Source organism: Corynebacterium striatum (assembly GCF_016728105.1).
Taxonomy (GTDB): Bacteria; Actinomycetota; Actinomycetes; order Mycobacteriales; family Mycobacteriaceae; genus Corynebacterium; species Corynebacterium striatum.
Window position 1 is genome coordinate 570824 of record NZ_CP068158.1, and the last position, 26398, is coordinate 597221.

Below are 26398 nucleotides of genomic sequence, written 5' to 3' on the forward strand. Positions count from 1 at the left end.
TTAGGCTAGTTGATACCCTTTTCCGCCTCATACTCGGCAATGATTTGCTTGATTGCCTTGTACAAAGCCGGGCCATACTTCTCATGGTGTAGGCCGAAGTCCACGTTGGCAGGAATGTATCCACCTGGGTTACCCAGGTCATGGCGCTTACCGCGGTGAACAACAACGTGAACCGGGTGGCCTTCCTGGATGAGCAGCTCGATTGCATCGGTCAGCTGCAGCTCCCCACCCTTGCCTGGCTTAATGCGGCGCAGGGCATCGAAGATCTTGCGGTCGAGAAGGTAGCGGCCAGTAGCTACGAGATTAGAGGGAGCATCCTCAGGTTCAGGTTTCTCCACCATTCCGACAACCTTCTTGACGCCGGGCACATTGGTGTCCTCAACGTCGAAGACTCCGTAGTTGTAGGTCTCTTCGCGGTCGACCTCAAATGCACATAGCACGGAGCCGCCTACGGCGGCGCGCACGCGTGCCATCTCTTCCATGACGGTTGCTGGGAGAACGATGTCATCAGGAAGCATGACTGCGAAGCATTCTTCGTCATCATCTAGCACCGATTCAGCCAAGCCCACTGCATGGCCGAGCCCCAACGGCTTTTCCTGCGGTACAGAAATCGGATGAATTAGCTGGCCGGCACGCTGCACCTTTGCCACCTGCTCATCTTTACCGCGTGCGTCGAGCGTTTCCACCAACTCTGGGAAGGCATCGAAGTGACGCATCACTTCCTGCTTATTCGGGGCGGTAATCACCGCAAGACGCAGAGCACCAACCGCCGCCGCTTCTTCCGCGATGAGCTCGATACCTGGTGTGTCCACTACGGGGAGCAATTCTTTCGGGACAGTCTTGGTCGCTGGCAAAAAGCGAGTACCCAGGCCCGCAGCCGGCACTACAACTGTCTTGATCCCATGAAGGGAGCCCTCGTTGTTATTAGCCATAAGTTTGAGCTTACAGGCAGAGCATTTTCTTTCGTGCAGCGATACACCAGCAATTACTATTTGCTCTATGAGTGAGATAGCTACACAAAAAGACGCCCTTCGCGCAGAGCTGCTCGCTGTGCGCCGTGCCCGTACTCCCGAGGAAAAAGCTGATGCCGACGCCGCATGGTGCCATGGTGCTGCCGCCTTGCTCACCCCCTCGATGAACATCGCGGCATACAACCCTTTGGGTTCTGAACCCGGCGGCAGCGCATTTGTGGAAACCCTCGCGGCGGCGTGCAAACACCTTTACCTGCCCATTTCTGGCGATGACGGGCACCTTTATTGGGCGCTTTATTCCGGTCCAGAGTCCATGCAGCCCGGCGCCTTAGGTATTGCCGAACCAAAAGGCAAGCGTTCCACCAGTTCCATCCTCGCTGGCGTTGACCTCATATTTGCCCCTGCAATGGCCGTGGATACTGAAGGCTACCGCCTAGGAAAAGGAGCCGGGTACTATGATCGAGCGCTTACTCCCCTCCCCACTGGCCGCCCGCCCGTCATAGCGGTCGTTCACTCCTCGGAGATCCGCAAGCTCCCCCGCGAAGACCATGACCGCCCAGTCGATGGCATTCTCACCGAACGGGATTTCCAGTGGCTATAGCTTCTTAACTTCTTGTTTTCTTAGCTTCTTACCCCTGCCCCACCTTGGCTTATTCCTGCCATGTTTGGAGGCAGTTTGGGCGATTGGGAACCTCCAGGGCCCCAACGGAGTCTAAAACCACATGGAAGCTAAAACGATCCTTCGCTCAATTCGTACCCCTGGGCATCGACGATCACTGCTCGTTCGTCGCGTACTCGCTGCCGTCCTCATTATCGGTGCGGGCCTCAGCGCCCTTCATGCTCGTCGCGAGCTTCCGCAGGCGGTAGTCTTTGCCCGAGACGTGCCGGCAGGCAGCGCCCTACAAGCAGAGGACCTCACGTTAGCTCCAGTGCCATCCCACATCCTGCCCGATTCTGCGGTTGACACGGACCTCGAAAAGTTGGAGGGCAGAGTAGTCGTTGCAGCGGCTGCAAGCGGCGAACTCGTCACCGACGCCAGGCTGCTGAGCCCAGAGCTTGTAGACAACTTAGTGAACAATTCCACGCTAAATACTTCCGGAGAGAAATCCCACATGATTCCGCTCAAACTCGCAGAACCGGATATCCTTCCGCATCTCCATCATGGAGACACAGTAAACGTCATCGCCGGAAACTCCAATTCCGATTTAATCGGCACCACATCCCCCGCTGGAAGCGTCATCGCCGCTGGTGGCCGGGTTGTTGCTACCACTAGCTCGCGCGATGGCGAGGATGCCTCTACCCTTTTACTCGCACTCCCAGCCAGCCAGGCTGACGCAGTTGCTTCCGCCTCACTGAGCCAACCTCTCACGGTAGTCATCGTTGGGCAGCGTGCCACTGGATGAAAAAGCCACAGCGCTCACAAATAGATGTTGACATATCCACTAAAAATCACTAAGGTTAGTCCGCGCTAGCCCTGCTGATAATAAACACAAACACTTGGCTCAGGAACTTCCACAGTGTCTTACAGGGGCGGGGCCACAAAGTGTTTTTAGGAAAGGAACACCAACACATGCTGAAGGGCTTTAAAGACTTCATCCTCCGCGGCAACGTCATCGAGCTGGCTGTCGCAGTCATCATCGGTAGCGCATTCACCGCTATCGTTACCGCTGTAACCGACAGCCTTATCCAGCCGTTGATCAACTCCTTCGGTTCTGCAGACTACTCCGGTCTTGGTTTCCAGATCACCGACAACGAGTCCACCTTCATGGACTTCGGTGCAGTCCTCACCGCGGCAATCAACTTCCTCATCATCGCCGCTGTTGTTTACTTCTTAATCGTTATGCCGATCAACAAGATCACTGAAGCAGCAAAGCGCCGCCAGGGCGTTGACCCAGAAGAGCCGGCTCCGACCACAGAGCAGCTGCTTACCGAGATTCGCGACCTCATGGAGGCGCAAAAGGTTGCAACTTCCCCGAACTCCGTAGCTGGCGACACCACCGTTGACCCAGACTCCCCTGGCCGTCACCAGGCTTAATTCCGCGAGGAATTAATTGCCGCTGTGGTTTCTTCTAAACCACCAAGGGGCTCCGCACCTTCCGTCATGGGAGGACGCGGAGCCCCTTTTTCATCTTCTTCTTTGAACGTGCTCTCGGGTCTCAATCTTGCCTTGTCCTTGTAGACCTGTCCGTCAAGGATTGATCGTTTAACCCAAGGGGTCGGCTTGGAGACTTCACCTATGCCCCATAGTGCGGAGGAATCTGTTCACGATAGAACTGCTCATTGTGTGGCTGTTCAGCCGGCTGTTCCTCGTCCAGAGTTACCTCGCGTGTGGCGTCCGAGCCGCGCTCATCCCCAGTTTCATCAAACGCGGAGACAAAGTCCGGACGATCTGCTGTGCGGTCATAGTTGCTCTCAGCACGGCGAACCACGCGGCGACGCTTGCCGGGTTGAACCATTTTAATCAGCTCCTCGCCGCTTATTGAACGCTATATTTCTGCAGCTGATCAATAAGGTGGTGGACCAACGGCGCAAGAGTAGCCATGCCGTCACGCACTGCCGCGCGAGAAGACGCAAGGTTCACGATGACCGTGGACCCCGAAACGCCAGAGATACCACGAGAGGTACACGCGTCTACAGCGCCACAAGCTTGACCAGAGGAACGAAGCGCCTGAGCGATTCCAGGAACCATTTGGTCGAGCACCGAACGCGTAGCGTCAGGGGTCTTGTCACGTGGCCCAACGCCTGTGCCGCCAATCGTAAGGACCAAATCGACGCCACCAACAACGGCTGTCTCTATAACCTGCCGAATCTTGGACTTCTTCGAGCGGACAATGATTGAGCCATCAACCTGAAACTCAGCTTCCGCCAACAACTCCCCGACCAAACGCGAGGTTCCCTCAGCGTGCCGCTCAGGATGATCAGTAACAATCACAACCAGTGCGCGGCGAGGAGCATTGAGGCCTTGCTCTTGCTCGCTCGCGAAGAGGAATGCATCATCTGGCTCAGCGACGTCCAAAAGCGCTCCAGTGGATTCCGGGACTTCAATGGCGCCAGTGTTGGTCTCGATATCAGCATCGTGTGCCAAAGCTGCTCCTTAAATAGGGCCGATATATCAAGGCGTCTTCTTGGAATACGTCTGAAATATGTTCTGTAGTTGTTAGATAACTTACTCCCCTGACAGGGTTACCTCTACCTGTCGGGGATCTTTGCCGTCTTCGCCGCTGACCTCAAGAGTGACCTTGGCGCCAAAGTCCTGCGAACGAGCTGCTGCGATGAGGGAATCCGAGTTATCGATTAGGCGATCATTGACACGGGTCACAAGATCACCCGCTTTCAGCCCCGCTTTCTCAGCTGGGCTATCTGGCTCGACTTCCACGATGCGAGCACCGTTACCACTGTCTCGCGCATCGACCTTCACACCCAGCGTTGGGTGCTTTACAGAACCGTTGTTGATAAGTTGCTCAGCCATGCGCTTGGCAAAGTTCGACGGGATAGCGAACCCCAAGCCAATAGATCCAGCCTCACTCGAGCCAGAATTGGACAAGGAGGCAATCATGGAATTCATTCCCACCAAATTGCCATTAATGTCCACGAGTGGGCCACCGGAGTTGCCGGGATTGACCGCAGCGTCAGTTTGGATGGCGTCGACAAGCGAGCTCTCCCCGCCTCCTTGGGAGGCGCGAACCGGACGGTTCTTCGCGGAAACAATGCCGGAGGTCACCGTTGCGTTAAGGCCCAGCGGGGAACCCACGGCCACGACTTCCTGGCCCACAGCCACGGCATCGGAGTCCCCGAACTCAAGGTATGGAAGACCTGAGACATCAGCGATCTTAACGATTGCTACGTCCGTATTGGCGTCCGAGGCAACAACTTCTGCGGCGTGCTTGCTGCCGTCATTCATCGTGACGCGCAGCTGGCCGCCGTTTTCAGCCCCAGCCACAACGTGGTGGTTGGTCAACACGTAGCCGTCAGGGGAGATGATCGAACCCGATCCCTCTGCGGCACCGCTTTGCCCATAGGCCTCAATCGAGACAACAGCTGGAAGAACCTTAGCGGCTACCGCCTCGACCGAGCCCTTTGCGGGCTCCTCGCCGGTGCTGTTTGCCACTGGCGCATTTTTGAGGACCTCGTTCACAGTGCTGGTGTCATTTTTATTGCTTCCACCCAGCGCAATGCCAGTGATGCTGCCAACGGCAACGGCGCCAGCGAGCATCAACGCCATCGCGGTACCGAGCCCCACCTTTTTCTTCTCCTTCGGTGGGCGTTGCTCGCCAATCAGAGTCACACCGTTGTCAGTCTCCCCCGCCGACATGCCTTGGTTGTAGAATCCTTGAGCTGGACTCTGTGCTTGGTTTGCGCCCGGGTTTCCAAATCCGCTGCGGTACGGCGATGCTCCTCGACCTTGGTTTCCATACATCTGACTGCCATTGCCTTGGCTGCCTTGCGGAGCCTGCGCGGTATTCCAGGCAGTGCCGCCACCAGCACCATTGGCTGCACTCCCGCCTTGCGACTGCATGCCTGATGGGTGATTGCTCGGCGGGTGATTGTTCGGAGACGGGCTACCACCTTGCTGATTGCGCGGCTGGTTCCATCCAGCCGAATTAGAAAAGTAGTCATTGCCCAGCTGTTCGCCGCGCTGCCCCTGGCCCTCAGGCCCATTCATGTTCGAGTTCCTCATGTTCATATCCAGAATTGTGCCGTACCGTGCTGGAGTACATCTGTATCAACTCTGTAAGGCTACTAAGAATTCCTGAAAGAATCCTGCATATCGTGACCTGCACGGCTGGGCCGAAATGCACGCAAAAGCCATCCAGAATATTAGCCCTGATTGAACCACCGTTCAGCGAAGATGGTGCCGCGATCCGAAGGTGAAGATTCCTCCTGCGCGAAGTCAGGCTCAGACAAGCTGTCAACAAAGGGGTCCCCCTCTCCTCGGTAGCCCGGAAGAGTTACCTCCATGCGGGTACCGCCATCGCTGGACTCCTTGATTTCAATGGCACCCTCGTGTCGCTCGATCACGGACTTCACAATGGCCAAACCAAGACCTGAGCCGGGCATAGAGCGAGCTTCGGCTGAACGATAGAAGCGCTCGAAGACCTTTTCTCGCTCCTCTGGCGGGATACCAGGACCTGAGTCATCCACGCGCAAACGGACTTCATGCTCACTGATCTGCTGCATGGATACGCGCACAGTTCCGGTGGCCGGCGACCACTTTGCGGCATTGTCCATCAGGTTCAAGGTCGCACGACCAAGAGCAAACGGGTCCCCCTCCAACACCCACGGGATAAACCGGACACGGAACTTCACGTCAGGGCGGCGTCGTCTAGCGCGCGCAAGCGAAGATTCCAGCACTTCCATCAGAGCGACCGGCTCCGGCGCTTTCTCATTGGCGTCCCCACGGGCCAAATCCACAAGATCACCGATGAGGGCAGAAAGCTCCGACATCTGCGACATCACGTCATCTTCAAGATCACGTCGATCTTTTTCGCTGATGCCGCATCCGCCGCCGGACTTGTTCATCATCAGGAGCAGCTCAATATTCGTACGCATCGACGTAAGCGGAGTCTTCAGCTCGTGACCAGCATCAGTGACGAACTGTCTCTGTTGAACACGCGACTGCTGGAGTGCTTCCAGCATCTGGTTAAAGGAGACGGTAAGCTGCGCCATCTCGTCGTTGTTCACGACCTCAATTGGCCGTAGGTCGTTGGTCTGCGTAACGTAGTCCACCGCACGCTTGAGACGAGAGATAGGCTGCATACCGGTCTTTGAGGCCACCATGCCGGCAAAGATAGCCAACAGAAAACCCAGTGCAACGATCACCAACAACATCGAACCGATTGCAGAGATCAGCTCTTTAGTCTCCGCAAGATCGCGAGCTAGGACAACAGTTGAGTCCAAGTCGTGGCGGATGGCCAAGATGCGTTCGCCGCCAACGGTCCGAACGGAAGATTCGGTGTGATCATCAATTTTGCGGAACTCGCCGCCAACAGGAATCGCGTCACCGTAGGTAGAACTCCGAGATGGAGACGAAACTGCAACTCGCGTTGAGGGGTTGTATAGCTTGAATTGTGCAATTTCTTGATCAATTGTCTCGATGAAGCGCGGGTGCCGGTTCGTCGTAGTTGGTACCGGTAATCCGCGTAGTTGGTACCGGGTTTCCGGGTAGGTGGTACCGTCAATCATTTTCGGTCATTGTATAGGTGGCGTGGGCACAACCTGTGCCGGCGCGTCATCACCTTTCATGACCTTAAGGAGGGCCTTTCATGGCCAACTTCAAAGACATCATGGCACTGTGTCTAGATGGGGCAACCTACTCCGCTATCGCAGCAGCGCTTGGCTGTTCTAGACGCGATATCGCCAAAGTCAAGACACTCATCGCTGACCACGGCATCACTAAGGAGTCGTTTGCTCAGCTGGATCCATCATTCTTCGACGAGCACTTCAGCGACCACCGTGGGGCCCGTCGCAAGCGCTACGACCAGCCAGACTTTGAAAAGCTCGCCAAGCGCCTTGCCAACAACACGCATCTCACTCGCCACAAGCTGTGGATGGACTACGTTGCTGCACCTGCTGGTGAAGGTGAGTCGAAGTATCAGTACTCCCAGTTCTGCGAACGACTGCGCACCCACATCCGCACCTCTGGAATGACCTCGATTATCGAACACGAGCCAGGCCAGGAACTCTACGTCGACTGGGCCGGCGACAAGGTTTCCATCATCGATAAAGCCACCGGCGACGTCGGCATGAAAGCCAGCTTATTCGTGGCCATCTGCCCGTATTCTTCACTGCTGTTTGTGACAGCAACAGCTAACGAGAAGATGGACAACTGGATTTCCTGCCATGTGAAAGCCTTGGACTACCTCGGCAAACGTCCTGGCATCATCGTGCCCGATAACGCACCGACCGCGACCTACCGTCCGGTGAAGAACAAGCCCGGCCGGCGCATCCAAGAACGCTACGCCGACTTCGCCGACTACTACGACATCCTCCTCGTGCCAGCCCGGCCTGGAAAACCTCGGGATAAAGCTGCTGTGGAACGTGCCGTCCAACTCGTCTACACGCGCATCCTCGGCTACTTCGACGGGATGACCTTCTACAGCCTCGATGAGCTCAACGAGACTATCGCCCAGCGCGTCGACGACATCAACATGAACATGCCTAGGCCTGATGGGCTCACTCGCAGGGAGCTATTTGATGCGGATGAAGCACCCATGATGCGTGACTTGCCGGATACTCCGTTTACGGAAGTGTCCTGGCGGGCTGTCAAAGTCGACCGTAACTGGCATATCTGCTGCGATTACCAGTACTACTCGGTGCCGTTTCAGTACATCGGCAAGACTCTGCGGGCACGGCTGACCAACAGCCTGGTCAGCATCTTCGACGGTGACGAGCTGGTTGCAGAACACTCGCGCATGCACGGGTTCAAGTACCGCTATTGCACCGATCCGGCACATACCCCGGACAAGGATATCGCTGGGATCAAACCTCTTACCCGCAACGAGCTGCTTGCTCGGGCCTCGTCGTTTGGGCCGGCAACCACCAAGGTTGTCTTATCAATCTTGGACCGCAACGCCAAAGCCATACCCCGCGGACTGCATACCGCCCGCAACGTACTCGTCAAGCTGGGAAACAAGCACAACAAGACCACGCTAGAGCCTGCCTGCCAGCAAGTCATCGACCATAACCTGGCACCCAACATGCAGGTCATTGCACGGATTCAAGCCGACATCGCCCGCAACGGTCACACCCTTAACCAAACGCCAGCAGTCCAGGTCGATCAAGGCCAGTCGCGCACTGTAGATATCACCGCCATCCCTGATGCAGTGTTCCTGCGCCCCGCCAGCTACTACGACACCCCAACCGCGACCTCGAAGAAGGAGGCCTAGACCACCATGACCACCATCAATCTTGACGACGACATGCGCGCTACACTGCGTAAACTGCGTCTGTCGACCTTCGCCGATATCTTCTTCGACCTGGCCGCTGCCGATGACGCCAACACCGCTCTACCAGAGGAGATCTTCTTAAAGGCAGTGGAAGAAACCGCAGCCAAGCGTCGGCAAACCAACATCGTCAAAGCCATAGCCCAAGCCAAATTCCGCTATCCGGGAGCAACACTCGCCGAGCTGATCAACCCCGATGAACGAAGGTTGAATCTACGCCAGCTCAAACGACTGGCCGCAACACCCTGGCGCGACGAACCTTCCAATGTGCACGTCCTGGCACCGACCGGTGCAGGTAAAACCTACATCGCCTGCGCTATCGGTATTGCTGCCTGCCAGGCCGAATACAGCGTCGCCTACTACCGACTGGATCAGCTCGTCGATGAATTAGCGGCCTTCCCGCCGGCAGATGAACGCTACGTAGCTAAAATGCGCAGGCTACAAAACATTGATGTACTCATCCTTGATGATTTCCTAACGATAGGAATCAACCAGCGCGGACAAGAAGACCTAACCAAGATCATATTCGACCGCGACGGAAGACTGCCGACCATCATCGTCTCCCAAACAACTGCGGCCTACTGGATAAAGAAACTCCCTGACCCCGTCGGAGCAGACTCACTGGTCAGCAGACTCAACGCCGGACAGCGCATCGAACTCGGCGACTACGACATGCGCCAACACCTCGCGCACGCTCAGACAACCGTAGACAGCTAACCTTCACTGACCGGCGAAACCCGACTTCGCTTCTGGGCTCTCGCCGGTCAACCCCCGGCGGTGGTACCAACTAACCGGAAACAGGCAGTACCACGGAGCCGTAACCGCGGTACCAACTACCCGCGCTCAGCACGCGGGTCCTGGCTTTGTTGGATCAAGACGTCGGCCTGCTGCGCAAGCTGCTTGTCGACGGTCGCCGTTAACGAGGTTGACACAGTCCAATAGGTCACCAGCGTCATTAAGGCAACAGACACAGCCACCACTAGGCCAGTAACGAGCGAAAGGCGCCACCGCAGTGGCGCCCGAGAAGCCCAACTTCCCCTACTCCCAGCAATCTCGGAGACTGGGGACGGTTGTTCTTGATCGGAAGCCTCCACGCCTGGCGTGGGCTTCCTCAGAATCACGTTCTGTTCTCCCTAAGCACGTAACCGACGCCGCGCACGGTATGGATTAGGCGAGACTCACCGCCCCCTTCAGTCTTCTTACGCAAGTAGCCGATGTATACCTCGAGCGCATTTCCGGAGCTAGGGAAGTCATATCCCCACACCTCTTCGAGGATGGTGTTTCGTGAAAGAACCTTGCGGGGACTTTCCATCAACAGCTGCAGAAGCGCAAATTCCGTGCGGGTCAAAGAGATCGCACGCTCGCCACGTTTAACCTCGCGGGTATCTGCATTGAGATGCAGATCCTCAAAGGAGAGCTGGGTTTTGGATGCTGTCTTTACGCCAATCGAATTAGCAGCAGCGCGGCGAACCAAAGAACGCACGCGAGCCAAAAGCTCCTCAAGCGCAAAAGGCTTTGGCAGGTAATCATCAGCACCAGCATCGAGACCTGCGACACGGTCAGAGACACCATCGCGTGCTGTCAGAACCAAAATCGAACGGTCCCAGCCTTCGCTACGCAGCGTACGGCACACCTCGAGCCCGTCCATGTTGGGCATCATTACGTCGAGGATCAAGAGCTCAGGGTTTTCACTACGAACGGTCTCGACAGCTTCAACACCATCGCTAGCAATCAGGACATCGTAGCCATTAAATCTGAGAGAACGCCGAAGCGATTCACGCACGGCTTGCTCATCATCTACGACAAGAATTTTCATAGATTTAATTATGAACTATTTTGTGGGATTTTCGAAACGTAGGCCATATGCTCCCCATACACTCCCGCAAAGCAACGCAAGGTGATACCCCGCCTGAAGCGACGAAGAAAGGTCAGAGTAAATGGGCACAATAAAAGCCCGCACGATTTAGCATTTAATCTGCTAAATTGCGCGGGCTCGAAATTCAAAGTGTTCCTTTATATAGGATTACTCCAAATTAGAACTGCTCTACGTCAACCAGGCCGAGCTTTGCAGCCTTGACGAGACGACGCGGGATGCGCACGGTCTGGCCATCGATGGTGACTTCCTGGAGGGCGACGTTGTCAGCCTTCCACTGGGAGCGGCGTGCACGGGTGTTCGCACGGGACATCTTGAACTTAGGAGTTGCCATTTTCTTCTATCCTCCTTACGCGTTCTTCTTCTTGCGACGAGCCATGGCACCGAAGCGCTGGTTGAACTTCTCAACGCGGCCTGCGGTATCCATAACGCGCTGTGCACCAGTCCAGAACGGGTGGGACTCAGCGGTCACGTCAACGACGATCAGCGGGTACTCGTTGCCATCTTCCCACTCAACAGTGCGGTCGGAAGTAGCAGTGGACTTGGTCAAGAACGAGTGGCCGGTACCGGCATCCTTGAAGACCACCGGGTGGTAATCCGGGTGGATATCCTTCTTCATATTTATTCCCTCAGGGTTGAAACTACGGGTCGGTTCTACGCTCTTTTGCCTGGCAAAGCCCTAAAACTTGCAACTTACTTACAGTAATCGGCGGCGCAGATCGTGCCCGAGTTGGGATGTGCAGATTAATAAACGGCGTCAACTCCTCCGCCCCTGCTGGGCGCAGACGTCGACAACTCGGAACATATTACACCCGACCAGCAACTTTCCCAAACCCCGGATCGTGTCCCCAAAACCGTGTCCCAAAAAGATGAAAACCGTGTCCTAAAAGAGATGTTGAAACGAGTGGAAACGATTCGGTGCTAACAACTAGTGAGTGTTACAAAGCCGATTATTCACATCAACCACACCCGTTAACAATGCTAAAGCCCAAGCTCCGAGCCGAAAGAAACCTCCGGCGCACCGCAATCCGGTAGCCACAGGGGCGATTAGGTAATTCGCGCTTTGGGCTGTAAGATTTCCCCTTGCTGTTGTCAAAGTATACGTTTTACGCCCCGTCTACTGGTGTTTGACGGTCTTGCCCTCCAAGCTCAACCTCACTTTCCGAGCGCTGCGCCTCACCGCAGATAGGCATAACCGTCAGTAGCCACGATGTGGGCGGCTAGGAGAAAGAAGACCCATGTCGGCTATTTGCCAGGTAACGGGCCGCAAGCCGGAATTCGGCAAGCAGGTCTCGCACTCGCACCGCCGTACTTCGCGCCGTTGGAACCCCAATGTGCAGCGTCGTCGCTACTACCTGCCCTCCGAGGGCCGTACCATCACCCTGAATGTCTCTACAAAGGGCATCAAGATCATTGACCGCGATGGCATCGAGTCCGTCGTCGCCAAGATTCGCGCACGTGGGGAGAAGATCTAAAGATGGCACGTAATGACATCCGTCCAATCATCAAGCTGAAGTCCACAGCGGGCACCGGTTACACCTACGTGACCCGTAAGAACAAGCGCAACAATCCGGATCGCATCTCTTTGATGAAGTTCGATCCGATCGTCCGCAAGCACGTCGAATTCCGCGAGGAGCGATAATCTATGGCTAAGAAGTCGAAGATCGCCAAGAACGAGCAGCGCAAGGAAATCGTCGCCCGCTACGCGGAGCGTCGCGCTGAGCTCAAGGCCATCATCAAGAACCCGAACACCCCGGACGAGGAGCGTCTGGATGCACAGTTCGAGCTGAACCGTCAGCCGCGCGATGCTTCCCGCTCCCGCATCCGTAACCGCGACGCAGCCGACGGCCGCCCACGTGGTTACCTCCGTAAGTTCGGCCTGTCCCGTGTCCGTATGCGCGGCATGGCTCACCGTGGTGAGCTGCCAGGCGTTCGTAAGTCCAGCTGGTAAAGGGGTAATTGCACAATGGCTATCAAGCGCAATAACCAAAAGAAGTTCCGCATGGAACAGACTCGTCGCCCGAAGAAGAACCCGCTGAAGGCTGAGGGTATCGAGACTGTCGACTATAAAGATGTTAAGACCCTGCGTCTGTTCATCTCCGACCGTGGCAAGATCCGTTCCCGTCGCGTAACCGGTCTTACCCCACAGCAGCAGCGCCAAGTCGCTACCGCTGTGAAGAACGCACGCGAAATGGCTCTCCTGCCGTTCACCGCCCGCTAAATCAGTAGCTGGGTTTCTCAACAGCGCACTTTTGCCGCTGGCAAGTGTGACACGGTAAAAGAACCTACAAAGCCGCTTGGCTTTCAACAATTCTCGTTGAAGGCTAGGCGGTTTTGTTTGTTTTCATTTGTTCGTTTTAACCGGCACGCATTGAGGCCAATGCCTTACTTAGCACCATGCAAAAGGGCAATAATTACAGATTCTGCCATCAGCCCCTTTCGAGTGAGTGATAGATTGGTTCTATCCAACAACCGATTACATTGAAAGGGCTCTTTGAAGCGTCCTGGGTTTAGTTCCGCTTCTTTTACGGCCCCGTGTTGATGGGCTCGGTGAGATAGTACTCGGTTTCTACTTCCTGTGGGGTAGCGTAGTCCAAAGCTTCATGAAGCCGCTTGGTGTTCCACCAATGCACCCACCGCAAGGTGGCCAATTCGACTTCTCCGACCGACGTCCACGGGCCCCGGGCATGAATCAGTTCAGCCTTGTAGAGACCATTGACTGTTTCGGCTAGAGCATTGTCATAAGAATCGCCGACTGTTCCCACACTCGGACGGATTCCGGATTCGGCTAGCGCGGTGGAATACTTCAGTGACACGTACTGGCTGCCCCGATCACTATGGTGAATTAACTGGTTTCCATGGATTCGCCCTGCAGTCGTTAACGCATGCTCCAAAGCTTCCATGGGCAGCGCATCGGTACGCATCGTCGAGCGTGTAGCAACACCAACAATTTTTCGGCTAAATACATCCACGACAAACGCGGTATAGGCGAATGCTGACAGGGTGCGAACGTAGGTAATGTCGGCAACCCAAAGCCTGCCTGGTGCCTGCGCACGGAAGTTTCGGCGGACAAGGTCTGGGCGATGATCCGGTGCCTTCGGGCTAATCGTTGTCACAGGGGTTCGCCCACGTCTGCGGCCAGAAACACCTGCTAGCTTCATCAGGCGTGCAGTCTTGTCGCGGCCGATATGAAAGCCTTCACGGTTCATCGCGTGCCACATTTTGCGGATTCCGTAGACCGAGAAATTCTCCGCGTGAACACGCTGTATTTCTGGGATGAGCAGGCTATCGCTTAAGGCCCTTGCGCTGGGAACACGAGTGGTCGCCTTGCGGTAGCCGCGTGAAGTAATGAATCCACGATCTGCTTGTTTAAGGACTCGGCAGATGGGCCCGGGCCCCAAACTGATCTTTATACGTGTCGATGTAGGAGATCATTTGGTCGTGGATCGGTCGAGTTCCGCTGCGAAAAAAGCCGAAGCTGTCTTAAGAATCCCGTTTGCGCGTTTTAGTTCGCGGTTTTCACGGCGCAGACGCCCCAAGCTCTTCTTCCATTGTCTCGCCGCCTGAAGCGTCAGAGTCATCACGTACTGAAGCGCTGTCACGGTACCAAGCCCGCAACGTGTGGTGAGATACTCCAAGGAGCTCGCCGACCTCCGTGTAGGCGCGTTGCAGTGAGCAAGACTCCAGGCGGACCATTTCGATGATCTGATGGACCGCCTTCTCCTTGAACTCGACGGAATACTTTCTAGGCATAGTTCAATCCTTCCTTAGCTGAGGTATGTGATGTCTATGGAGTTTTTGGTCACGGAGTCTAATGGCTTTTTGGACGGGGAGTCCAGATAGTTTTTGGTCACGGAGTCCAAAGACTTCCTTGTCGTGATGTCTCAAGACTTTTTGGACAGTCGGTGGGTTGGAATACCAAGATGGCTATTTCAACCCATCTCCGCAAGAAAATAGCGGACTTCGACCCAGTAAGAGACGGACGAACCGTCACCCAATTCTGCAAGGATATTGGCGTATCTCGCCAAACCTATGCCAACATCAAACGCCGCGTTGAACAACGCGGCCGTGCAGGCATCCTGCCTGACTCCACCGCCCCGCATTCCCCAGCCAGAATCTACGATGATCACCTTCGTCAGAAAGTCATCACAGCTCGATCAGTGCTCAAGGCCCAGGGACGGGACTATGGCCCGTGGTCAATCTATTACTACCTCATTGATGACCTTGGTTTAGAGCACCCACCGGCACGGTCTACGATTGCGCTTTGGCTCCACGAAGCTGGTGTTGCTGAGGCCAATGCCCGTAAACGTCCTCGTAAAAGCTTTAAACGCTGGGCACGCGATAAAGTCGATGAGCTGTGGCAACTCGACGGGTTTGTCTACCGACTCTTTGACACTCCACATACCCAGATCACTATCTACCAGCTGGTTGATGATGCCAGCCGGTTTGATCTGGGCTCACAAGCCTTCGCCGCCAAAGAAAACGGATTCGATGCTCGCACTACCTTGGCCGCAGCAATAGAAACGTATGGTCGCCCGCAGGAACTTTTGACCGATAACGGTGAAGCTTTCGCCACCTATCACCGGGGCCGGTTGTCCGATACCGAGCGCTGGCTCGCCGCCCAAGGTATCTGGTCCATTGCAGGTTTTGGCCCGCAAACCCAAGGCAAAGATGAACGCTCGCATCAAACCATGACCAAGTTTCTCGATGCACGCCAACCTACAACACTTCAGCACGTCAAACAGCTGTTGGACGACTACCGCGAGTTTTACAACACCAGGCGCCGCCATCAAGGCCTGCTAGTCGGCAAAATGCACATCACTCCAGCCCAAGCCCGTGAGCACTTCGCCCACGCTCAATCCCCAACACAACCCATTGACCCGGATGTGCTGTGGGCCAAGATTGTGAAGTCATACCGGGATACACACTCAGAAAGCGCGATACACCACGAGCATCGTATCGAGAATGGGGTTAAAGAGGCGATGGCGCCGGTTGTGGGAGAAGTTGCAGCTTCTCCCACAACCATCGATGACGATAACGAACCAATCCAGCAAGAATCATCTCCTACCATCAGTCCCACCGTAGACGGTCTATCCGCCCAGTCAAGCAACGCCTGGGGTATCCCCGACACACTGTGGATCAACAAAAGCGGAGTGGTGCGCATCCTGGGCTATGGATTCTATGTAGGACTCCGGTTTAAAAACCGGCTCATATACAGCCACGTTACCGATGACACCGCTGAGTTCTTCACTGATCATGATGGTGAAGCACTGTTTTCATTCCCACTGCCCATCAAGCTACTTGAGCGTCCAGCCGGCGGACAGATCAACATCGGGCATGTCGAAGGAATGTGGCACCGCCGGCCACCAGAGATCAAACCAATCCTGTCGCGTCCGCGCCCGTCGAGACGAAAGAAACCATAACCGGTAAGACGAGCTAGAGACTGTCCAAAAACACCAAAGACTCCCTGCCCAAAAAGCAGGGAGACTCCACGTCCAAAAAGTCATTGGACTCCTAGCCCAAAAAGCTACTGGACTCCGTGTCCAAAAAGCCCATGGACATAACATCCTTAGCTGAGGTAGGAACTAAACCTAGGACGCTTCACTTCATCGCATGCCACTGCACCAATCACTGGCTGATCTCAGCGAGTTGGCTGCGCACTGCCAATCCCCTGCCACAGCCCGCGGTCTTCTAGCTGAGGCCCAGGACCTGTTGCGCAACTCGCTCGATCACCGCGCAGACGAGCTTGAGCTGGCTGCCTGGTTCTCGCGTGTTATTACTGACATCGTCCGCTCCCCTGGCGTTTCCAGCCCAGTCCGCCTATCTGGCCCGGCTGCTCGCGGTGACGCACTGCCCTCGATGGTTGTCACTTGGCTAGGTGATGATTCTGAACTAGAGTCCATCATCAGCGATGCCGGACTCAAAGGCTCTTCTGTAGCCGAATCAACGGCTAGTCGTGCCGACGCCGGTCTTCCACTAGGCGCGGGCAGCGAGGCCGAGCTCCTCAGCGCTGCACTGGACCAACGCCCGCCGGCACTGCGCCTCGTAGATGGTTTGCCCGACAGAAATGCACCTGTGGATGTGCAGGCAGGTCTACTCGCCCCCATTGCGGCCATCGCTCGCTGGGCAGCACCCGCCCCACGCCCCACCCCAGACCGCTTAGCAATCGGCGTGGAGCGAGAGTGGCTCGAAGCCTCCGAGGCTGAGGCCTTAAGTCTTTCCTGGGGCACAGGCATTGCATTGGAGCTGCGCAGGTGGCGCGACGGCGTCGACAGCCACAGCGCTGTCTTGGAAGATCTGCCGCCCTTGGACCGCACCGCCTATGGTTCGGCATGCCGAACTGTCTCCGCGATTTTTGAGTCCATCACTCAACGGCACCCCGAATATCACCCAATCACCAAATAATTAGTTGCTTCGCATACTAGCGAGTACACTTAACTGGCTTTATGAATTAACATTCATTCCAACGAAAGGAGGCGTCCTACCATATGGCTGGAACTGTAGGTAGGCCGCGCAAGAACAGCCCGCGCCGCCGTGGAGCGACTGCCCGTGAAGAAATCCTCGATGCATCATCCGAGCTCTTCACCACGCAGGGCTTTGCTACGACCTCGACGCACCAGATCGCTGATGCGGTCGGCATCCGTCAGGCCTCGTTGTATTATCATTTCCCATCCAAGACGGAAATCTTCTTGACCCTCCTGAACTCGACCATCGAACCTTCTTTGGAACTCGCTGAAGAACTCGCGGCTTCCGATGCATCCGCAGAACAACGCCTGTGGTCTCTGGTCGCTGCCGAGTCGCGACTGCTGTTGACCAGCGCTTGGAACGTCGGCCGCCTCTACCAGCTGCCGGTGGCAAATTCTCCGGAGTTCTCGGAGTATCACGAGCAACGTGACGCCCTCCAAGGCCACTTCCGCGCTATCGCCGCCTCCATCGTTGGCAAGGATGACCCCCGCATCGAGCTCCCCTTCCACATCGCACTCTCTGTGATCGAGATGCGCCCAAATAATGGCACGCCTCCTTTCGACGCATCGCAGCGGGTTCCAGAAACTGCCGCCATGCTTGCCGACGCCGCGCTAGCCGTTCTCGGTGCAAAGGTTCCGGACAACGCAGAAGAGACCACTCTTGAGCTGCTCAAGAACCGCCACGACTCCATCTCCTCTGCCGCTGCTGCTGCCGCGGATCGTAAGAAGAAGTCCAGCAATTAATTAGTGTGTGCAGCGTGGTGCTGCCAAGCAAGCACCTATCGCTGCCAGTAGTCGTTCCAGGTGACGCTTTCTACGGCCACGTTGTCTTGGTAGACGCGCAGACCGTCAGCATTGACCACGATGGAAGAAGGATAGGCATCAACCTGGTAGGTGCCTTCGTGACCTTCGGCGGGCAGCTCCAAGGTGCCACCGAACATATCGGAACGGTAGGTAGCGCCGCCCGAGTTGCCGCAGACAACGACCTTGCCGTCATCACTGGTGCCGGCAAGGATGAGGTCCTCGCCCGCGGTGCATGAGGCATAGCTTCCGGACCAGCCACGGTCAGTTAAAATGCCGCCACTAACCGTGGACTTATCGCGCCCGTGGTCGTAATGCTCTTCCGGGTTAGGCGCTGTTTCCGTCACGGTTACTACGGACGGGCTTGGGCTTTCTTTGGTGCTAGACGCTGCGGAAGTCGTCTCTGCCGTAGCGGCAGTTGATTCCACCGGCTTAAATTCCTGCTGCGCAGTCTGCTCAGTTTTCTCGCCGCCACGCCCGAGCAAGAAGAATGCAGCGGCGGCCACGATTGCGACGAGAATGACGATTCCGACGACGATAGGCACCACGCCAGACTTATCTTTTTGCTGCGGATACGGATAAGTCATAGTGTGCGCTTTCTTTTTCAGTGTCGATACGAGAAATACTCTAGATGCTAGGTGCGCTAGTCTTCCTAGCACTTAACGATAGCGCTGAACCGCATAGTGAGCCAAGCAGTTCTTATAGGGCTTATATACCGCTTCCCCATCTTCTTTCAGGTTCTCAATCAGACGGTCGATCTTCTGATTGGTCTTCTTCTCAGTCCAGCCAAGCGCCTGCGCTAGCTCGCGGATTGTGGGGATATTGGCATCCGTGGCGCCCGGCGCGCGAAGGCAACTTGCCAGTTGACGCAGCAACAGCTCCTGCTCGTCATTCGGTACGTGGCGGGTACGCGTCTGGCCCCTGCTTTCATCCAGTGGACGCGGGGTGCGACGAACCATGTCATTGTTTTGAACGTCGATGTGAATCTCATACACGCAATCTGGCGTGGTGAATGTTACGGCGGTCGGCCCTGGCGGAATGGGCGACAAGCCGCGCGGACCGACCTCGATGCGCGAATGCGAGCGAACATTGCGCTGGCTTATATAAAGAGGAATATGGCGGCCCACGTTGGCGAGCATCCAGCCTTGACCGGAGTACCACAGCTGGAATAGCTGGCGGTGCAGGTCCAAATCCTCAGCGCCTACTACAAAGTCACCAGCACGGCCTACTATGAGCTCGTCTCCCGGGCCCATCCGGTGTATCTGCCCGACCAAATCATTGATCTGAAGCCATGGTCCAGAGTTTGCCGGCGAGCTGGCATTGGGCTGCATAGATGAGACGCTTTCGAAGTTGAGGATAGATGGATAGGGGGATTTTTCAAAAGTCCATACTAATATCTACAAGCGCGAAAGTTAACTGGTTACTAGCGCAATCGTAGTGACGGCAATAGCAAGGATGATGAGAATCGTCGCTGTAATCATCAACGCATTGTTGTTGTCCTTCTGCGGCCGCGCGAGCTGCGCCGGCCGAGCAGGCTGTGCCGGCCGAGCAGATTGAACCTGCTGAGGCAGTTGCGCAGACTGAACGGGGCGCGCTGAGGGCATAGACGCGCCCGGATTGATTCCTGATCTAAACGGCGCATTACTAGAACCGCCATAAGAAGGCACCGAACCCATCGCGGGGTTGCTCCAATTCTGCGCACCTCCGGCGAGGTTATGCGCGCTGCCCATTCCAAAGCCCATGGCGGGAAGCTGGCCGCTTGCCGGATAGTTGGTTGCTTGGCTTTCTGGAACTGCGGATCGCGCATTAAGTTCGGCTCCACCTTTTCCACAGGCCTCCAATGCGTCAATGAACTGGCAGGCTTCTGGGAAACGCTTATACGGAGTGTTATCCAGTGCCCGTTCCATCACTGCATCAATCTGCTGAGTGGCCATTGCCGCCTGTGGATCAAGCCGTGCCATGATAGCCGGGGTGCCCATCCCCGGGACTGTGCGCTTTGCACGCCAGGCAGAATCCGGCATCATCTCTTTAAGGTGATACATGGTCAGCATCTCAAACGCGATGAGTGCTAGCGCATAGTTATCACCTGAAAAGGATGCTTCTTGCCCGCTGTAGTCACGGGAGTTACTTTCCGGCGAGGAGTAGTTTTCGGTTCCGATGACGTTACCGATAGCAGTCAGGCGCGACTGCCCCTCCGAGATCGCGATACCGAAGTCGCTCAGAACGCTATAACCGCTATCGGTGGGCCGGCGGCGTAGCAAGATATTGGCCGGTTTTACATCCCTGTGAATCCACCCATCCGGGCGCATCGAATGCATCTGGTCCAGTGCTTTGGCCACGGGGCGCAAGTACTTGACGACGTCGCTGATGCTAAATCCCGGCTCGTTATTATGGCGACGTTCACGGATGAGCTCTTCCAACGTGCCGCCTTCGAAAAGCTCCATCTCGAAGCCAAGATTGCCCTCGTTATCGGCCAGCTTCTTATTTATGTGCGTGACATAGGAGCTATGGATGGCCGCCAGCGCCTTCATTTCATTGTGGAAGCGCTTGAGCCCTTCTTCGTTGTGTAGCTCCGGCAACACCGTCTTGATTGCAACGTTGCGCCCTAGATCAATATCGGTGGCTGCGAAGACGGTTCCCATGCCGCCGCCCCCGATGCGCCGGACGTTTACGTATCCTTGACGCTCCAGCCAACTCACTACACGGGAATCATTCACGCGTATATTTCATCACACCCGATGCAAATGCAGATCTTCAGAATCACCCTATCTACCCCGCTTATGGGGTAGCATATCCGCTCGTAGAAGACAGACGCTAGTGCTAACTACTCAAGCATCGAATAGTTTCTGCCTGCAGTTATTTCCTATCGCCGATTACTTTGCCGAAGGATACAATGACCAACCCTAACCAAGGCCCAAATCACTACCCTTCGCTGCCCCCGAATATGTACTCGGGCGCGCAGTCGCAATCCCGATTTGGCGAGCAGAATCCCTTTACCAACCCAAATGTCCGCTACCAGTCGACGCAGCCGAGGGGTTTTACAGCGCCCGCCGCGCAGCCCTCGCGAAACTGGGTTCCGATCCTATGCATCTTGGCAGTCATCCTGGCCATGCTGATTGGCGGCGGCGTGGTCTGGGTGGATAAGAGCGACGAGGCTCAGCAGCCACCTGTCGCTCCAGCACCGCCGTCGACGGAGGTTGCGGAAGAACCCGTCACGAACACGGAAGAAACCGAGTCTGGTCCAACGCCTACCCAGGTTTCTTCTTCCCCGGCGCAGAATAATTCGCCGCGCTATCAGCACAGGCAGCAGCCGCGCCAGCAAACCCACACCGCCACGCAGCGCGAGGATTATCCGGCAGGGCTTAGCGCCAAAGGCTGGGACGGAATCCCCGGCGCGCAGTGCGACGGCGGCGAGGCCGTGTACGCAGCCAAGAAGTCCGCACCATCAGCACACATCGTCATCTGTGACGAAGGCTCCGGCTTGGTCTACCGCGGCAGTTGGTCCAGCGGCCCAGCCGTTGGCACTGCCTCGGGAAGCGGCACCTCCTACACCGCTACATTCAACAACGTCAGCCAGCTGCTGATTAATGGCAGCGAGTTCACAATCGTCCCAGACAGCACCTCTTCTGACTACAGCCAGCGAGACACCGGCCAGTTCAGCACCGTCTGGAGCGCCAACTAGCAAGCCGCTTTAGGCCACTTAACCTTTGTACCTGCGAATTCGGTGGCCAATGCACTGAGCATTTGTTGCGCCGAGCCATAGGCGCCGCTTGGCGACGTCGCGTAAATAGCAACTGCAATCTTCTCGCCACTGAGCTCTACCGTGCCCATCTGCCGTGCTTCATAGGCGCCCGAAGTATCTGGGCCCCAACCGCCCTTAAAAGATGAATTATCGAGACTGCCTAAGCCATAGCTTTGGGCAGGATCAGAGGAAGCCATAGCAGTGAGCACCCCGCTGCCCTGTGCGATACAACCCAACTGCCCCATAAAGCGCGCTTGATCAGCAACTGTCCATTGGGTCTGTCCGAAAGCGGAGAACCCCGGACGCGTAATCGTGGGCTGTACCTGTACGTCTAGCCCCGTTTCAGCCAGAACCGCGCTCGCAGCACTAGCTGCGGACTGTCCTCCACCAAGGGATTGCCAGAGATTTTCTGCGGCTGCATTATCGGAATAGGTAATGGCCTGAGAAATCATCGAAGGATCTGCCGAACCAGCGCGCTCTGCGGCAATGGCCACCGGCACCTTCGAGGTAGACCATGCGGCTCGCGGTTCAGAAATACCAGCGCTATAGATCTTGTCTTGACCAGCAACGGCAATTCCTGCGGTACCGCCGTACTTGCTTTCCACGTCTTGGACGATCTTCTGCAGTGCTTCCTGGACGTTCTCCCCCGCTGGAGCAGGAGCTGGGTCCTTGTCAGACTTTCCATCATCGCCTTTAGCATCTGCATCGGGCACCATCGTCTGCCCGCTCAAAGTGGGGCGTGGGTCCACATCCGTGCTGGTAGTCATGCTCACTTCCGCTCTTTCCTCCACATCACCGATAGTGCAGGCGCTTGCAGTCAAAGCCACGCATAGAAGGCCTAGGCCGCACAGGTTCTTTTTCTTCATCTAGTTAGGTCCTGTCTCTCTGCCGAAGCTGATTAAACGATGTACACAATGGCGTTGTTGCCGCCCGTGCAGGTGACATATTCGCCGTTGTCACGGCAATCCATCGTGTAGGTGATGCCAGTAACCGGGCTATACGCGGTGATGACCGCGTTATATTCCTTGGTAGATAGGTAATGCTCTACGTATGCATCGCGGACGGCGCGCGCGAACTCAGGAGAGGTCATCGTGGAATCACGGTAGACGTTGTTCAGGTCTCCGCCCGCAGCTCCAGACATAGCTGCCTCGTTTGCGGCCACCGCACCGGCCGGAAGCGAGGGATACGCTGGGCGTTTCGGAACCTTGGCCGCTTCTTCGGTTGGTGGCGCCTCGGTGGTTGTTGCTGCAGAGGTTGTCAGCATCGGGCTGGTGTTCTTCTCATCGCTGCCGCTCTTAAGAAGGAAAAATGCCAAAGCAGCGCAGAGCGCGATGACGGCAAGCACAATGAGAGCAATGATTGCCCACCTCGTACCGCTCGACTGCTTTTCTTGGTACACCAGCGCCGCCTGGCTGTAATCCGCAGAACCATACTCAGGACCATACTGCTGACCGTATCCGCCTTGCGCATAGTACGGCGCGGAGTCACCAACAAATGGTGAACCCATGTTGGACTGCCCGTATTGGCCGTTGTCCTGCGGCGGGTACCCCTGCTCTGAGTAGCCTTGCGGGAATTGCTGTTGTGGTTGATCCGCCGCGTTCTGCCCGTCTGACTGTATTGCCCAAGGGTTGGTATTGGGTGCTTCGTTTGCGCCTTGGTGGGGGCCAAAGCCATTGTTTTCGCCAGACAAAACGGTCTCCTCTATGCAGGGATACGGTAATTACTTAGATTTCTGATTATGACACACGCGTGCCCTTCGACCAGCTAATTTTTTGCCGAACTCCCCCGAAGTAGGCGGATCTGAGGAAATTTCCTTGGCAGTAGGTGAAGTACCCAAATCTTCGGTTACATTGTCACTATTGCTATCACTGCTTATGTGATTCGCCACCGTCTTTGTTGAGGAAAGGCCGTTTTAGAAATCCCTATGACGAACTATCCAGGTTTCGGCTCGCAGCCTAATAACTCGCGTCCTAATTCATCGCCCCAGTTTGGCTACCCACAGTTTTCTGCGCCACAATCATCGCCACAATTTGGTTCCGGATCTTTTGCCCCCGGTACAAACCCCACGCACCCACCATCGGCTACGCAACCTAATAACTTCGGCGCGCAAATGCCAGCGCACAACGGCAAAGGATTGATTAGCGGCGCAATCCTAGGTCTGATTGCCGCCTTCCTCTTCCTCTCCATTGTCTTAGGCGCCGCGGCATATTTTCTGCTGTCAAAAGACACTCCAGACGCCCCAGCAGACACGGTGTCGACGCCAACCTCAACTGCGCCAACGACCATGAGCGACGTTCCATCCGAAAACGTCTAAAGGGGCCCAGCAACCATAAACTGCCCGGCCCCTCAGCTAATTAGCGCTGCGCCTAATTAGCGGCGCAACCCACTAATTCGCGATAGCGAATTAGTGGAAGAAGTGACGGGTACCGGTGAGGTACATCGTTACGCCAGCCTTCTTAGCGGCCTCGATGACTTCTTCGTCACGGATGGAACCGCCTGGCTGCACAACAGCCTTGACACCAGCGTTGAGGAGAACCTCCAGGCCATCTGCGAACGGAAAGAATGCGTCGGAGGCGGCAAACGAGCCGCGTGCGCGCTCGGCGCCATCCTCGGCTAGGGCGTTAGCGCGCTCGACGGCGAGCTTGGCGGAGTCAACGCGGTTGACCTGGCCCATGCCCACGCCCACGGAGGCGTTGTTCTTGGACAGCAGGATGGCGTTGGACTTCACAGAGCGGACGGAGCGCCATGCGAACTCAAGCTCAGCGAGGTCAGCGTCGTTGAGCGGCTCGCCGCAGGCCAGCGTCCAGTTCTCCGGATTATCGCCCTCGGCCTGGTAAGTATCCGGCTCCTGGCACAGAACGCCGCCGGAGATGTGCTTGATTTCCTCTGCTGGAGCCTCGTGCTCGGCAACGAGGATGCGGAGGTTCTTCTTCTCCTTAAGGATATCCACGGCGCTATCCTCGTAGGACGGAGCGACGATAACCTCGGTGAAGATGTCCTTGACCTGCTTGGCCATCTCGACAGAGACCTCGCGGTTGACGGCGATGACGCCGCCGAATGCGGAGAGCGGGTCGCACGCATGCGCGGCGCGGTGTGCCGCAGCGATGGACTCATCAGACACGGCGATACCGCACGGGTTGGCGTGCTTGATGATGGCAACACACGGACGCTCATGATCCCAGGCGGCGCGCCACGCGGCGTCAGCATCCTGGTAGTTGTTGTAGGACATCTCCTTGCCGTTCAGTTGCTGCGCGTTAGCCAGGCCCTTACCGGAGCCATCGCGGGTAACGGTGGCCTTTTGGTGGGAGTTCTCGCCGTAGCGCAGCGTCGTGGTGGCGCCGCCCTCGGTGAGCTGGTCCACGAACCATGCGGAGACGGCCGCGTCGTAGTCAGCGGTATGCAGGAAGGCGTCGCGAGCAAGAGCGCGGCGCTCCTCGAGGGAGAAGCCACCGTTCTTGGCAGCTTCAGCGACGTCGCCGTAACGAGCCGGGTCCACAACGATGGCCACGGATGGGTGGTTCTTCGCAGCAGCGCGGACCATGGATGGGCCTCCGATGTCGATCTGCTCAACGCAACCATCGAAGTCAGCGCCGGAGGCAACGGTCTCACGGAATGGGTACAGGTTTACAACAACCAACTGGAAAGCCTCGACGCCCAGCTCCTCGAGCTGCGCGAGGTGATCCGACTTGCGGGTATCAGCCAGGATTCCAGCGTGGACCTTCGGGTGCAGCGTCTTCACGCGGCCTTCGAGGCACTCTGGGAAGCCGGTGAGCTTCTCCACTGGGGTGACGTTGATGCCAAGGTCTGCGATCTTGGCAGCGGTGGAACCGGTGGAAACAATCTCAACGCCAGCTGCGTCGAGGGAACGAGCAAGGTCCTCGAGTCCGGTCTTGTCGTAGACGCTGATCAGGGCGCGCTTGATTTGCTTACGGTCATCGCTCATAGTGCGGAGAAAGCCTTCCTAAAAGTTTTAGAGCTGAATCGAAATGGTTTTGTCGGATTCCTGGGAAACCTGGGCGGAACGCAGGACCTTAACAATGAGTTGGCGTTCGACCACCTTGATGCGTTCGTGCAGGCTGGCCTCATCATCGTCAGCGCGGACCGCTACGGGTTCCTGCGCGATGATGCGACCGGTGTCTACGCCGGCATCGACAAAGTGGACGGTGGAACCTGTGACCTTCACTCCGTATGCCAATGCGTCGCGGACGCCGTGGGCGCCCTTGAAGGATGGCAACAGTGCTGGGTGGGTGTTGATGGTGCGACCCTCAAAGCGGGACAGGAAGTCTGCGCCCAGGATCTTCATGAAACCAGCTGAAACAACAATGTCTGGTTGCGCAGCATCCACTGCGGCAACCAGACGCTTATTCCATTCGGCGCGGTCTTGGCCCATCTCCACTACTTCTGCGGCAATGCCTGCGGCTTGGGCGCGCTCGATTCCCTGGCAAAGCACGTCAGCGACGACCTTGACCACACGATAGTTCTCATCCTGTGCATCGATGATGGCTTGCAGGAGTGAGCCGGTTCCGGAAACCAGAACCACGATTTCATTCGGACGGGAGTTACGGGCGTTTTCACCTTGTGGCTGATGCTGTGAAGTCACGGCA

The 26398-nt window shown here is 56.4% G+C and carries 30 protein-coding genes and 1 pseudogene; 14 read left to right on the forward strand and 17 right to left on the reverse strand.

The genetic code is table 11. The features are described from left to right. Positions 1 to 5: 5 nt before the first annotated feature. Complete coding sequence (locus I6I72_RS02635; RefSeq protein WP_046646361.1) at positions 6 to 932, reverse strand: UTP--glucose-1-phosphate uridylyltransferase; 927 nt, start codon at positions 930 to 932, stop codon at positions 6 to 8. A 67-nt stretch (positions 933 to 999) separates the two neighbouring features. Between I6I72_RS02635 and I6I72_RS02640 the strand changes: the two genes are divergently transcribed. The 3 genes from I6I72_RS02640 to mscL all read left to right on the forward strand — a co-directional run bounded on the left by I6I72_RS02640 (position 1000) and on the right by mscL (position 3006). Continuing rightward, entirely contained in the window at positions 1000 to 1572 is a 573-nt protein-coding gene (locus tag I6I72_RS02640; RefSeq protein ID WP_049147546.1) for a 5-formyltetrahydrofolate cyclo-ligase, read from the forward strand. A gap of 121 nt (positions 1573 to 1693) precedes the next feature. Then, positions 1694 to 2374, forward strand: a complete 681-nt coding sequence (locus I6I72_RS02645) for an SAF domain-containing protein (RefSeq protein WP_049062806.1) — start codon at positions 1694 to 1696, stop codon at positions 2372 to 2374. Positions 2375 to 2541: 167 nt separating this feature from the next. Further along, positions 2542 to 3006 carry a large-conductance mechanosensitive channel protein MscL gene (gene mscL / locus I6I72_RS02650; RefSeq protein WP_049062805.1) on the forward strand — a complete coding sequence of 155 codons (465 nt, stop codon included), beginning with the start codon at positions 2542 to 2544 and terminating at the stop codon, positions 3004 to 3006. A gap of 199 nt (positions 3007 to 3205) precedes the next feature. Here mscL and I6I72_RS02655 read toward each other — a convergent pair whose 3' ends face one another. The 4 genes from I6I72_RS02655 to I6I72_RS02670 form a co-directional block, all read right to left on the reverse strand. After that, complete coding sequence (locus tag I6I72_RS02655; protein ID WP_034657194.1) at positions 3206 to 3427, reverse strand: hypothetical protein; 222 nt, start codon at positions 3425 to 3427, stop codon at positions 3206 to 3208. A 20-nt stretch (positions 3428 to 3447) separates the two neighbouring features. Next, on the reverse strand, positions 3448 to 4038 hold the full coding sequence (locus tag I6I72_RS02660) for a MogA/MoaB family molybdenum cofactor biosynthesis protein (protein WP_049062837.1): 591 nt from the start codon (positions 4036 to 4038) through the stop codon (positions 3448 to 3450). A 99-nt stretch (positions 4039 to 4137) separates the two neighbouring features. Further along, entirely contained in the window at positions 4138 to 5655 is a 1518-nt protein-coding gene (locus I6I72_RS02665) for a S1C family serine protease (protein WP_049062804.1), read from the reverse strand. Between the two features lie 134 nt (positions 5656 to 5789). Next, entirely contained in the window at positions 5790 to 7154 is a 1365-nt protein-coding gene (locus tag I6I72_RS02670; RefSeq protein WP_201807417.1) for a HAMP domain-containing sensor histidine kinase, read from the reverse strand. Positions 7155 to 7234: 80 nt separating this feature from the next. Between I6I72_RS02670 and istA the strand changes: the two genes are divergently transcribed. Beyond that, on the forward strand, positions 7235 to 8857 hold the full coding sequence (gene istA / locus I6I72_RS02675; RefSeq protein ID WP_201806769.1) for an IS21 family transposase: 1623 nt from the start codon (positions 7235 to 7237) through the stop codon (positions 8855 to 8857). 6 nt (positions 8858 to 8863) lie between these two features. Further along, entirely contained in the window at positions 8864 to 9631 is a 768-nt protein-coding gene (locus tag I6I72_RS02680) for an ATP-binding protein (RefSeq protein ID WP_049062347.1), read from the forward strand. Between the two features lie 116 nt (positions 9632 to 9747). Here the strand turns inward: I6I72_RS02680 and I6I72_RS02685 are convergent, their stop codons facing one another. From I6I72_RS02685 to I6I72_RS02700, 4 genes are all read right to left on the reverse strand, one after another. Further along, on the reverse strand, positions 9748 to 10035 hold the full coding sequence (locus tag I6I72_RS02685) for a hypothetical protein (protein WP_201807419.1): 288 nt from the start codon (positions 10033 to 10035) through the stop codon (positions 9748 to 9750). After that, the gene (locus tag I6I72_RS02690) at positions 10032 to 10730 is read right to left on the reverse strand and encodes a response regulator transcription factor (protein WP_005530146.1); all 699 of its coding nucleotides are present in this window, start codon (positions 10728 to 10730) and stop codon (positions 10032 to 10034) included. The genes I6I72_RS02685 and I6I72_RS02690 overlap by 4 nt, the downstream gene beginning before the upstream one ends. Positions 10731 to 10947: 217 nt before the next feature. After that, the gene (gene rpmF / locus I6I72_RS02695) at positions 10948 to 11121 is read right to left on the reverse strand and encodes a 50S ribosomal protein L32 (RefSeq protein ID WP_005530148.1); all 174 of its coding nucleotides are present in this window, start codon (positions 11119 to 11121) and stop codon (positions 10948 to 10950) included. A gap of 15 nt (positions 11122 to 11136) precedes the next feature. Then, positions 11137 to 11406, reverse strand: coding sequence for a type B 50S ribosomal protein L31 (locus I6I72_RS02700; protein ID WP_005530151.1), 270 nt, complete (start codon positions 11404 to 11406; stop codon positions 11137 to 11139). A 619-nt stretch (positions 11407 to 12025) separates the two neighbouring features. Between I6I72_RS02700 and rpmB the strand changes: the two genes are divergently transcribed. Genes rpmB through rpsR form a run of 4 tightly spaced genes read left to right on the forward strand, consistent with a single transcriptional unit; the run spans position 12026 to position 13008 of the window. Then, positions 12026 to 12262: a 50S ribosomal protein L28 gene (gene rpmB / locus I6I72_RS02705; RefSeq protein ID WP_005530153.1), complete on the forward strand. Its 237-nt coding sequence runs from the start codon at positions 12026 to 12028 to the stop codon at positions 12260 to 12262. A 2-nt stretch (positions 12263 to 12264) separates the two neighbouring features. Further along, positions 12265 to 12429: a 50S ribosomal protein L33 gene (rpmG, locus tag I6I72_RS02710; RefSeq protein ID WP_005530156.1), complete on the forward strand. Its 165-nt coding sequence runs from the start codon at positions 12265 to 12267 to the stop codon at positions 12427 to 12429. A gap of 3 nt (positions 12430 to 12432) precedes the next feature. Beyond that, on the forward strand, positions 12433 to 12738 hold the full coding sequence (gene rpsN, locus I6I72_RS02715) for a 30S ribosomal protein S14 (protein WP_005530158.1): 306 nt from the start codon (positions 12433 to 12435) through the stop codon (positions 12736 to 12738). A gap of 21 nt (positions 12739 to 12759) precedes the next feature. Continuing rightward, positions 12760 to 13008: a 30S ribosomal protein S18 gene (rpsR, locus tag I6I72_RS02720; RefSeq protein ID WP_034657238.1), complete on the forward strand. Its 249-nt coding sequence runs from the start codon at positions 12760 to 12762 to the stop codon at positions 13006 to 13008. Between the two features lie 304 nt (positions 13009 to 13312). Here rpsR and I6I72_RS02725 read toward each other — a convergent pair. Then, a pseudogene (locus I6I72_RS02725) lies at positions 13313 to 14540 on the reverse strand (IS3 family transposase). A gap of 170 nt (positions 14541 to 14710) precedes the next feature. Between I6I72_RS02725 and I6I72_RS02730 the strand changes: the two are divergent. From I6I72_RS02730 to I6I72_RS02740, 3 genes are all read left to right on the forward strand, one after another. Continuing rightward, complete coding sequence (locus I6I72_RS02730; RefSeq protein WP_046646292.1) at positions 14711 to 16210, forward strand: integrase core domain-containing protein; 1500 nt, start codon at positions 14711 to 14713, stop codon at positions 16208 to 16210. A gap of 190 nt (positions 16211 to 16400) precedes the next feature. Then, positions 16401 to 17192 carry a hypothetical protein gene (locus I6I72_RS02735; protein WP_046646347.1) on the forward strand — a complete coding sequence of 264 codons (792 nt, stop codon included), beginning with the start codon at positions 16401 to 16403 and terminating at the stop codon, positions 17190 to 17192. A gap of 83 nt (positions 17193 to 17275) precedes the next feature. Then, complete coding sequence (locus tag I6I72_RS02740; protein WP_005530165.1) at positions 17276 to 17995, forward strand: TetR/AcrR family transcriptional regulator; 720 nt, start codon at positions 17276 to 17278, stop codon at positions 17993 to 17995. Positions 17996 to 18030: 35 nt separating this feature from the next. Here I6I72_RS02740 and I6I72_RS02745 read toward each other — a convergent pair whose 3' ends face one another. The 3 genes from I6I72_RS02745 to I6I72_RS02755 all read right to left on the reverse strand — a co-directional run bounded on the left by I6I72_RS02745 (position 18031) and on the right by I6I72_RS02755 (position 20769). Then, a complete protein-coding gene (locus tag I6I72_RS02745; RefSeq protein ID WP_049062802.1) occupies positions 18031 to 18639 on the reverse strand; it encodes a hypothetical protein in 609 nt (202 codons plus the stop codon). A gap of 72 nt (positions 18640 to 18711) precedes the next feature. Continuing rightward, positions 18712 to 19383 carry a hypothetical protein gene (locus I6I72_RS02750; RefSeq protein WP_049062801.1) on the reverse strand — a complete coding sequence of 224 codons (672 nt, stop codon included), beginning with the start codon at positions 19381 to 19383 and terminating at the stop codon, positions 18712 to 18714. Between the two features lie 81 nt (positions 19384 to 19464). Continuing rightward, positions 19465 to 20769, reverse strand: coding sequence for a serine/threonine-protein kinase (locus I6I72_RS02755; protein ID WP_005530171.1), 1305 nt, complete (start codon positions 20767 to 20769; stop codon positions 19465 to 19467). Between the two features lie 176 nt (positions 20770 to 20945). Here I6I72_RS02755 and I6I72_RS02760 point away from each other — a divergent pair, with 176 nt between their 5' ends. Next, positions 20946 to 21734 carry a hypothetical protein gene (locus tag I6I72_RS02760; protein WP_046646342.1) on the forward strand — a complete coding sequence of 263 codons (789 nt, stop codon included), beginning with the start codon at positions 20946 to 20948 and terminating at the stop codon, positions 21732 to 21734. Here I6I72_RS02760 and I6I72_RS02765 read toward each other — a convergent pair. Further along, positions 21731 to 22561, reverse strand: coding sequence for a serine hydrolase (locus I6I72_RS02765; protein WP_236592656.1), 831 nt, complete (start codon positions 22559 to 22561; stop codon positions 21731 to 21733). The two genes, I6I72_RS02760 and I6I72_RS02765, sit on opposite strands and share 4 nt — an antisense overlap. A gap of 131 nt (positions 22562 to 22692) precedes the next feature. Further along, positions 22693 to 23484, reverse strand: coding sequence for a hypothetical protein (locus tag I6I72_RS02770; protein WP_053085021.1), 792 nt, complete (start codon positions 23482 to 23484; stop codon positions 22693 to 22695). Between the two features lie 420 nt (positions 23485 to 23904). Between I6I72_RS02770 and I6I72_RS02775 the strand changes: the two genes are divergently transcribed. Beyond that, complete coding sequence (locus tag I6I72_RS02775; RefSeq protein ID WP_049147544.1) at positions 23905 to 24108, forward strand: hypothetical protein; 204 nt, start codon at positions 23905 to 23907, stop codon at positions 24106 to 24108. A 90-nt stretch (positions 24109 to 24198) separates the two neighbouring features. Here I6I72_RS02775 and purH read toward each other — a convergent pair whose 3' ends face one another. Both purH and purN read right to left on the reverse strand, forming a co-directional pair. Further along, positions 24199 to 25737: a bifunctional phosphoribosylaminoimidazolecarboxamide formyltransferase/IMP cyclohydrolase gene (gene purH, locus I6I72_RS02780; protein WP_005530183.1), complete on the reverse strand. Its 1539-nt coding sequence runs from the start codon at positions 25735 to 25737 to the stop codon at positions 24199 to 24201. Positions 25738 to 25764: 27 nt separating this feature from the next. Beyond that, a complete protein-coding gene (gene purN, locus I6I72_RS02785; RefSeq protein WP_005530186.1) occupies positions 25765 to 26394 on the reverse strand; it encodes a phosphoribosylglycinamide formyltransferase in 630 nt (209 codons plus the stop codon). Between the last annotated feature and the right edge of the window lie 4 nt (positions 26395 to 26398).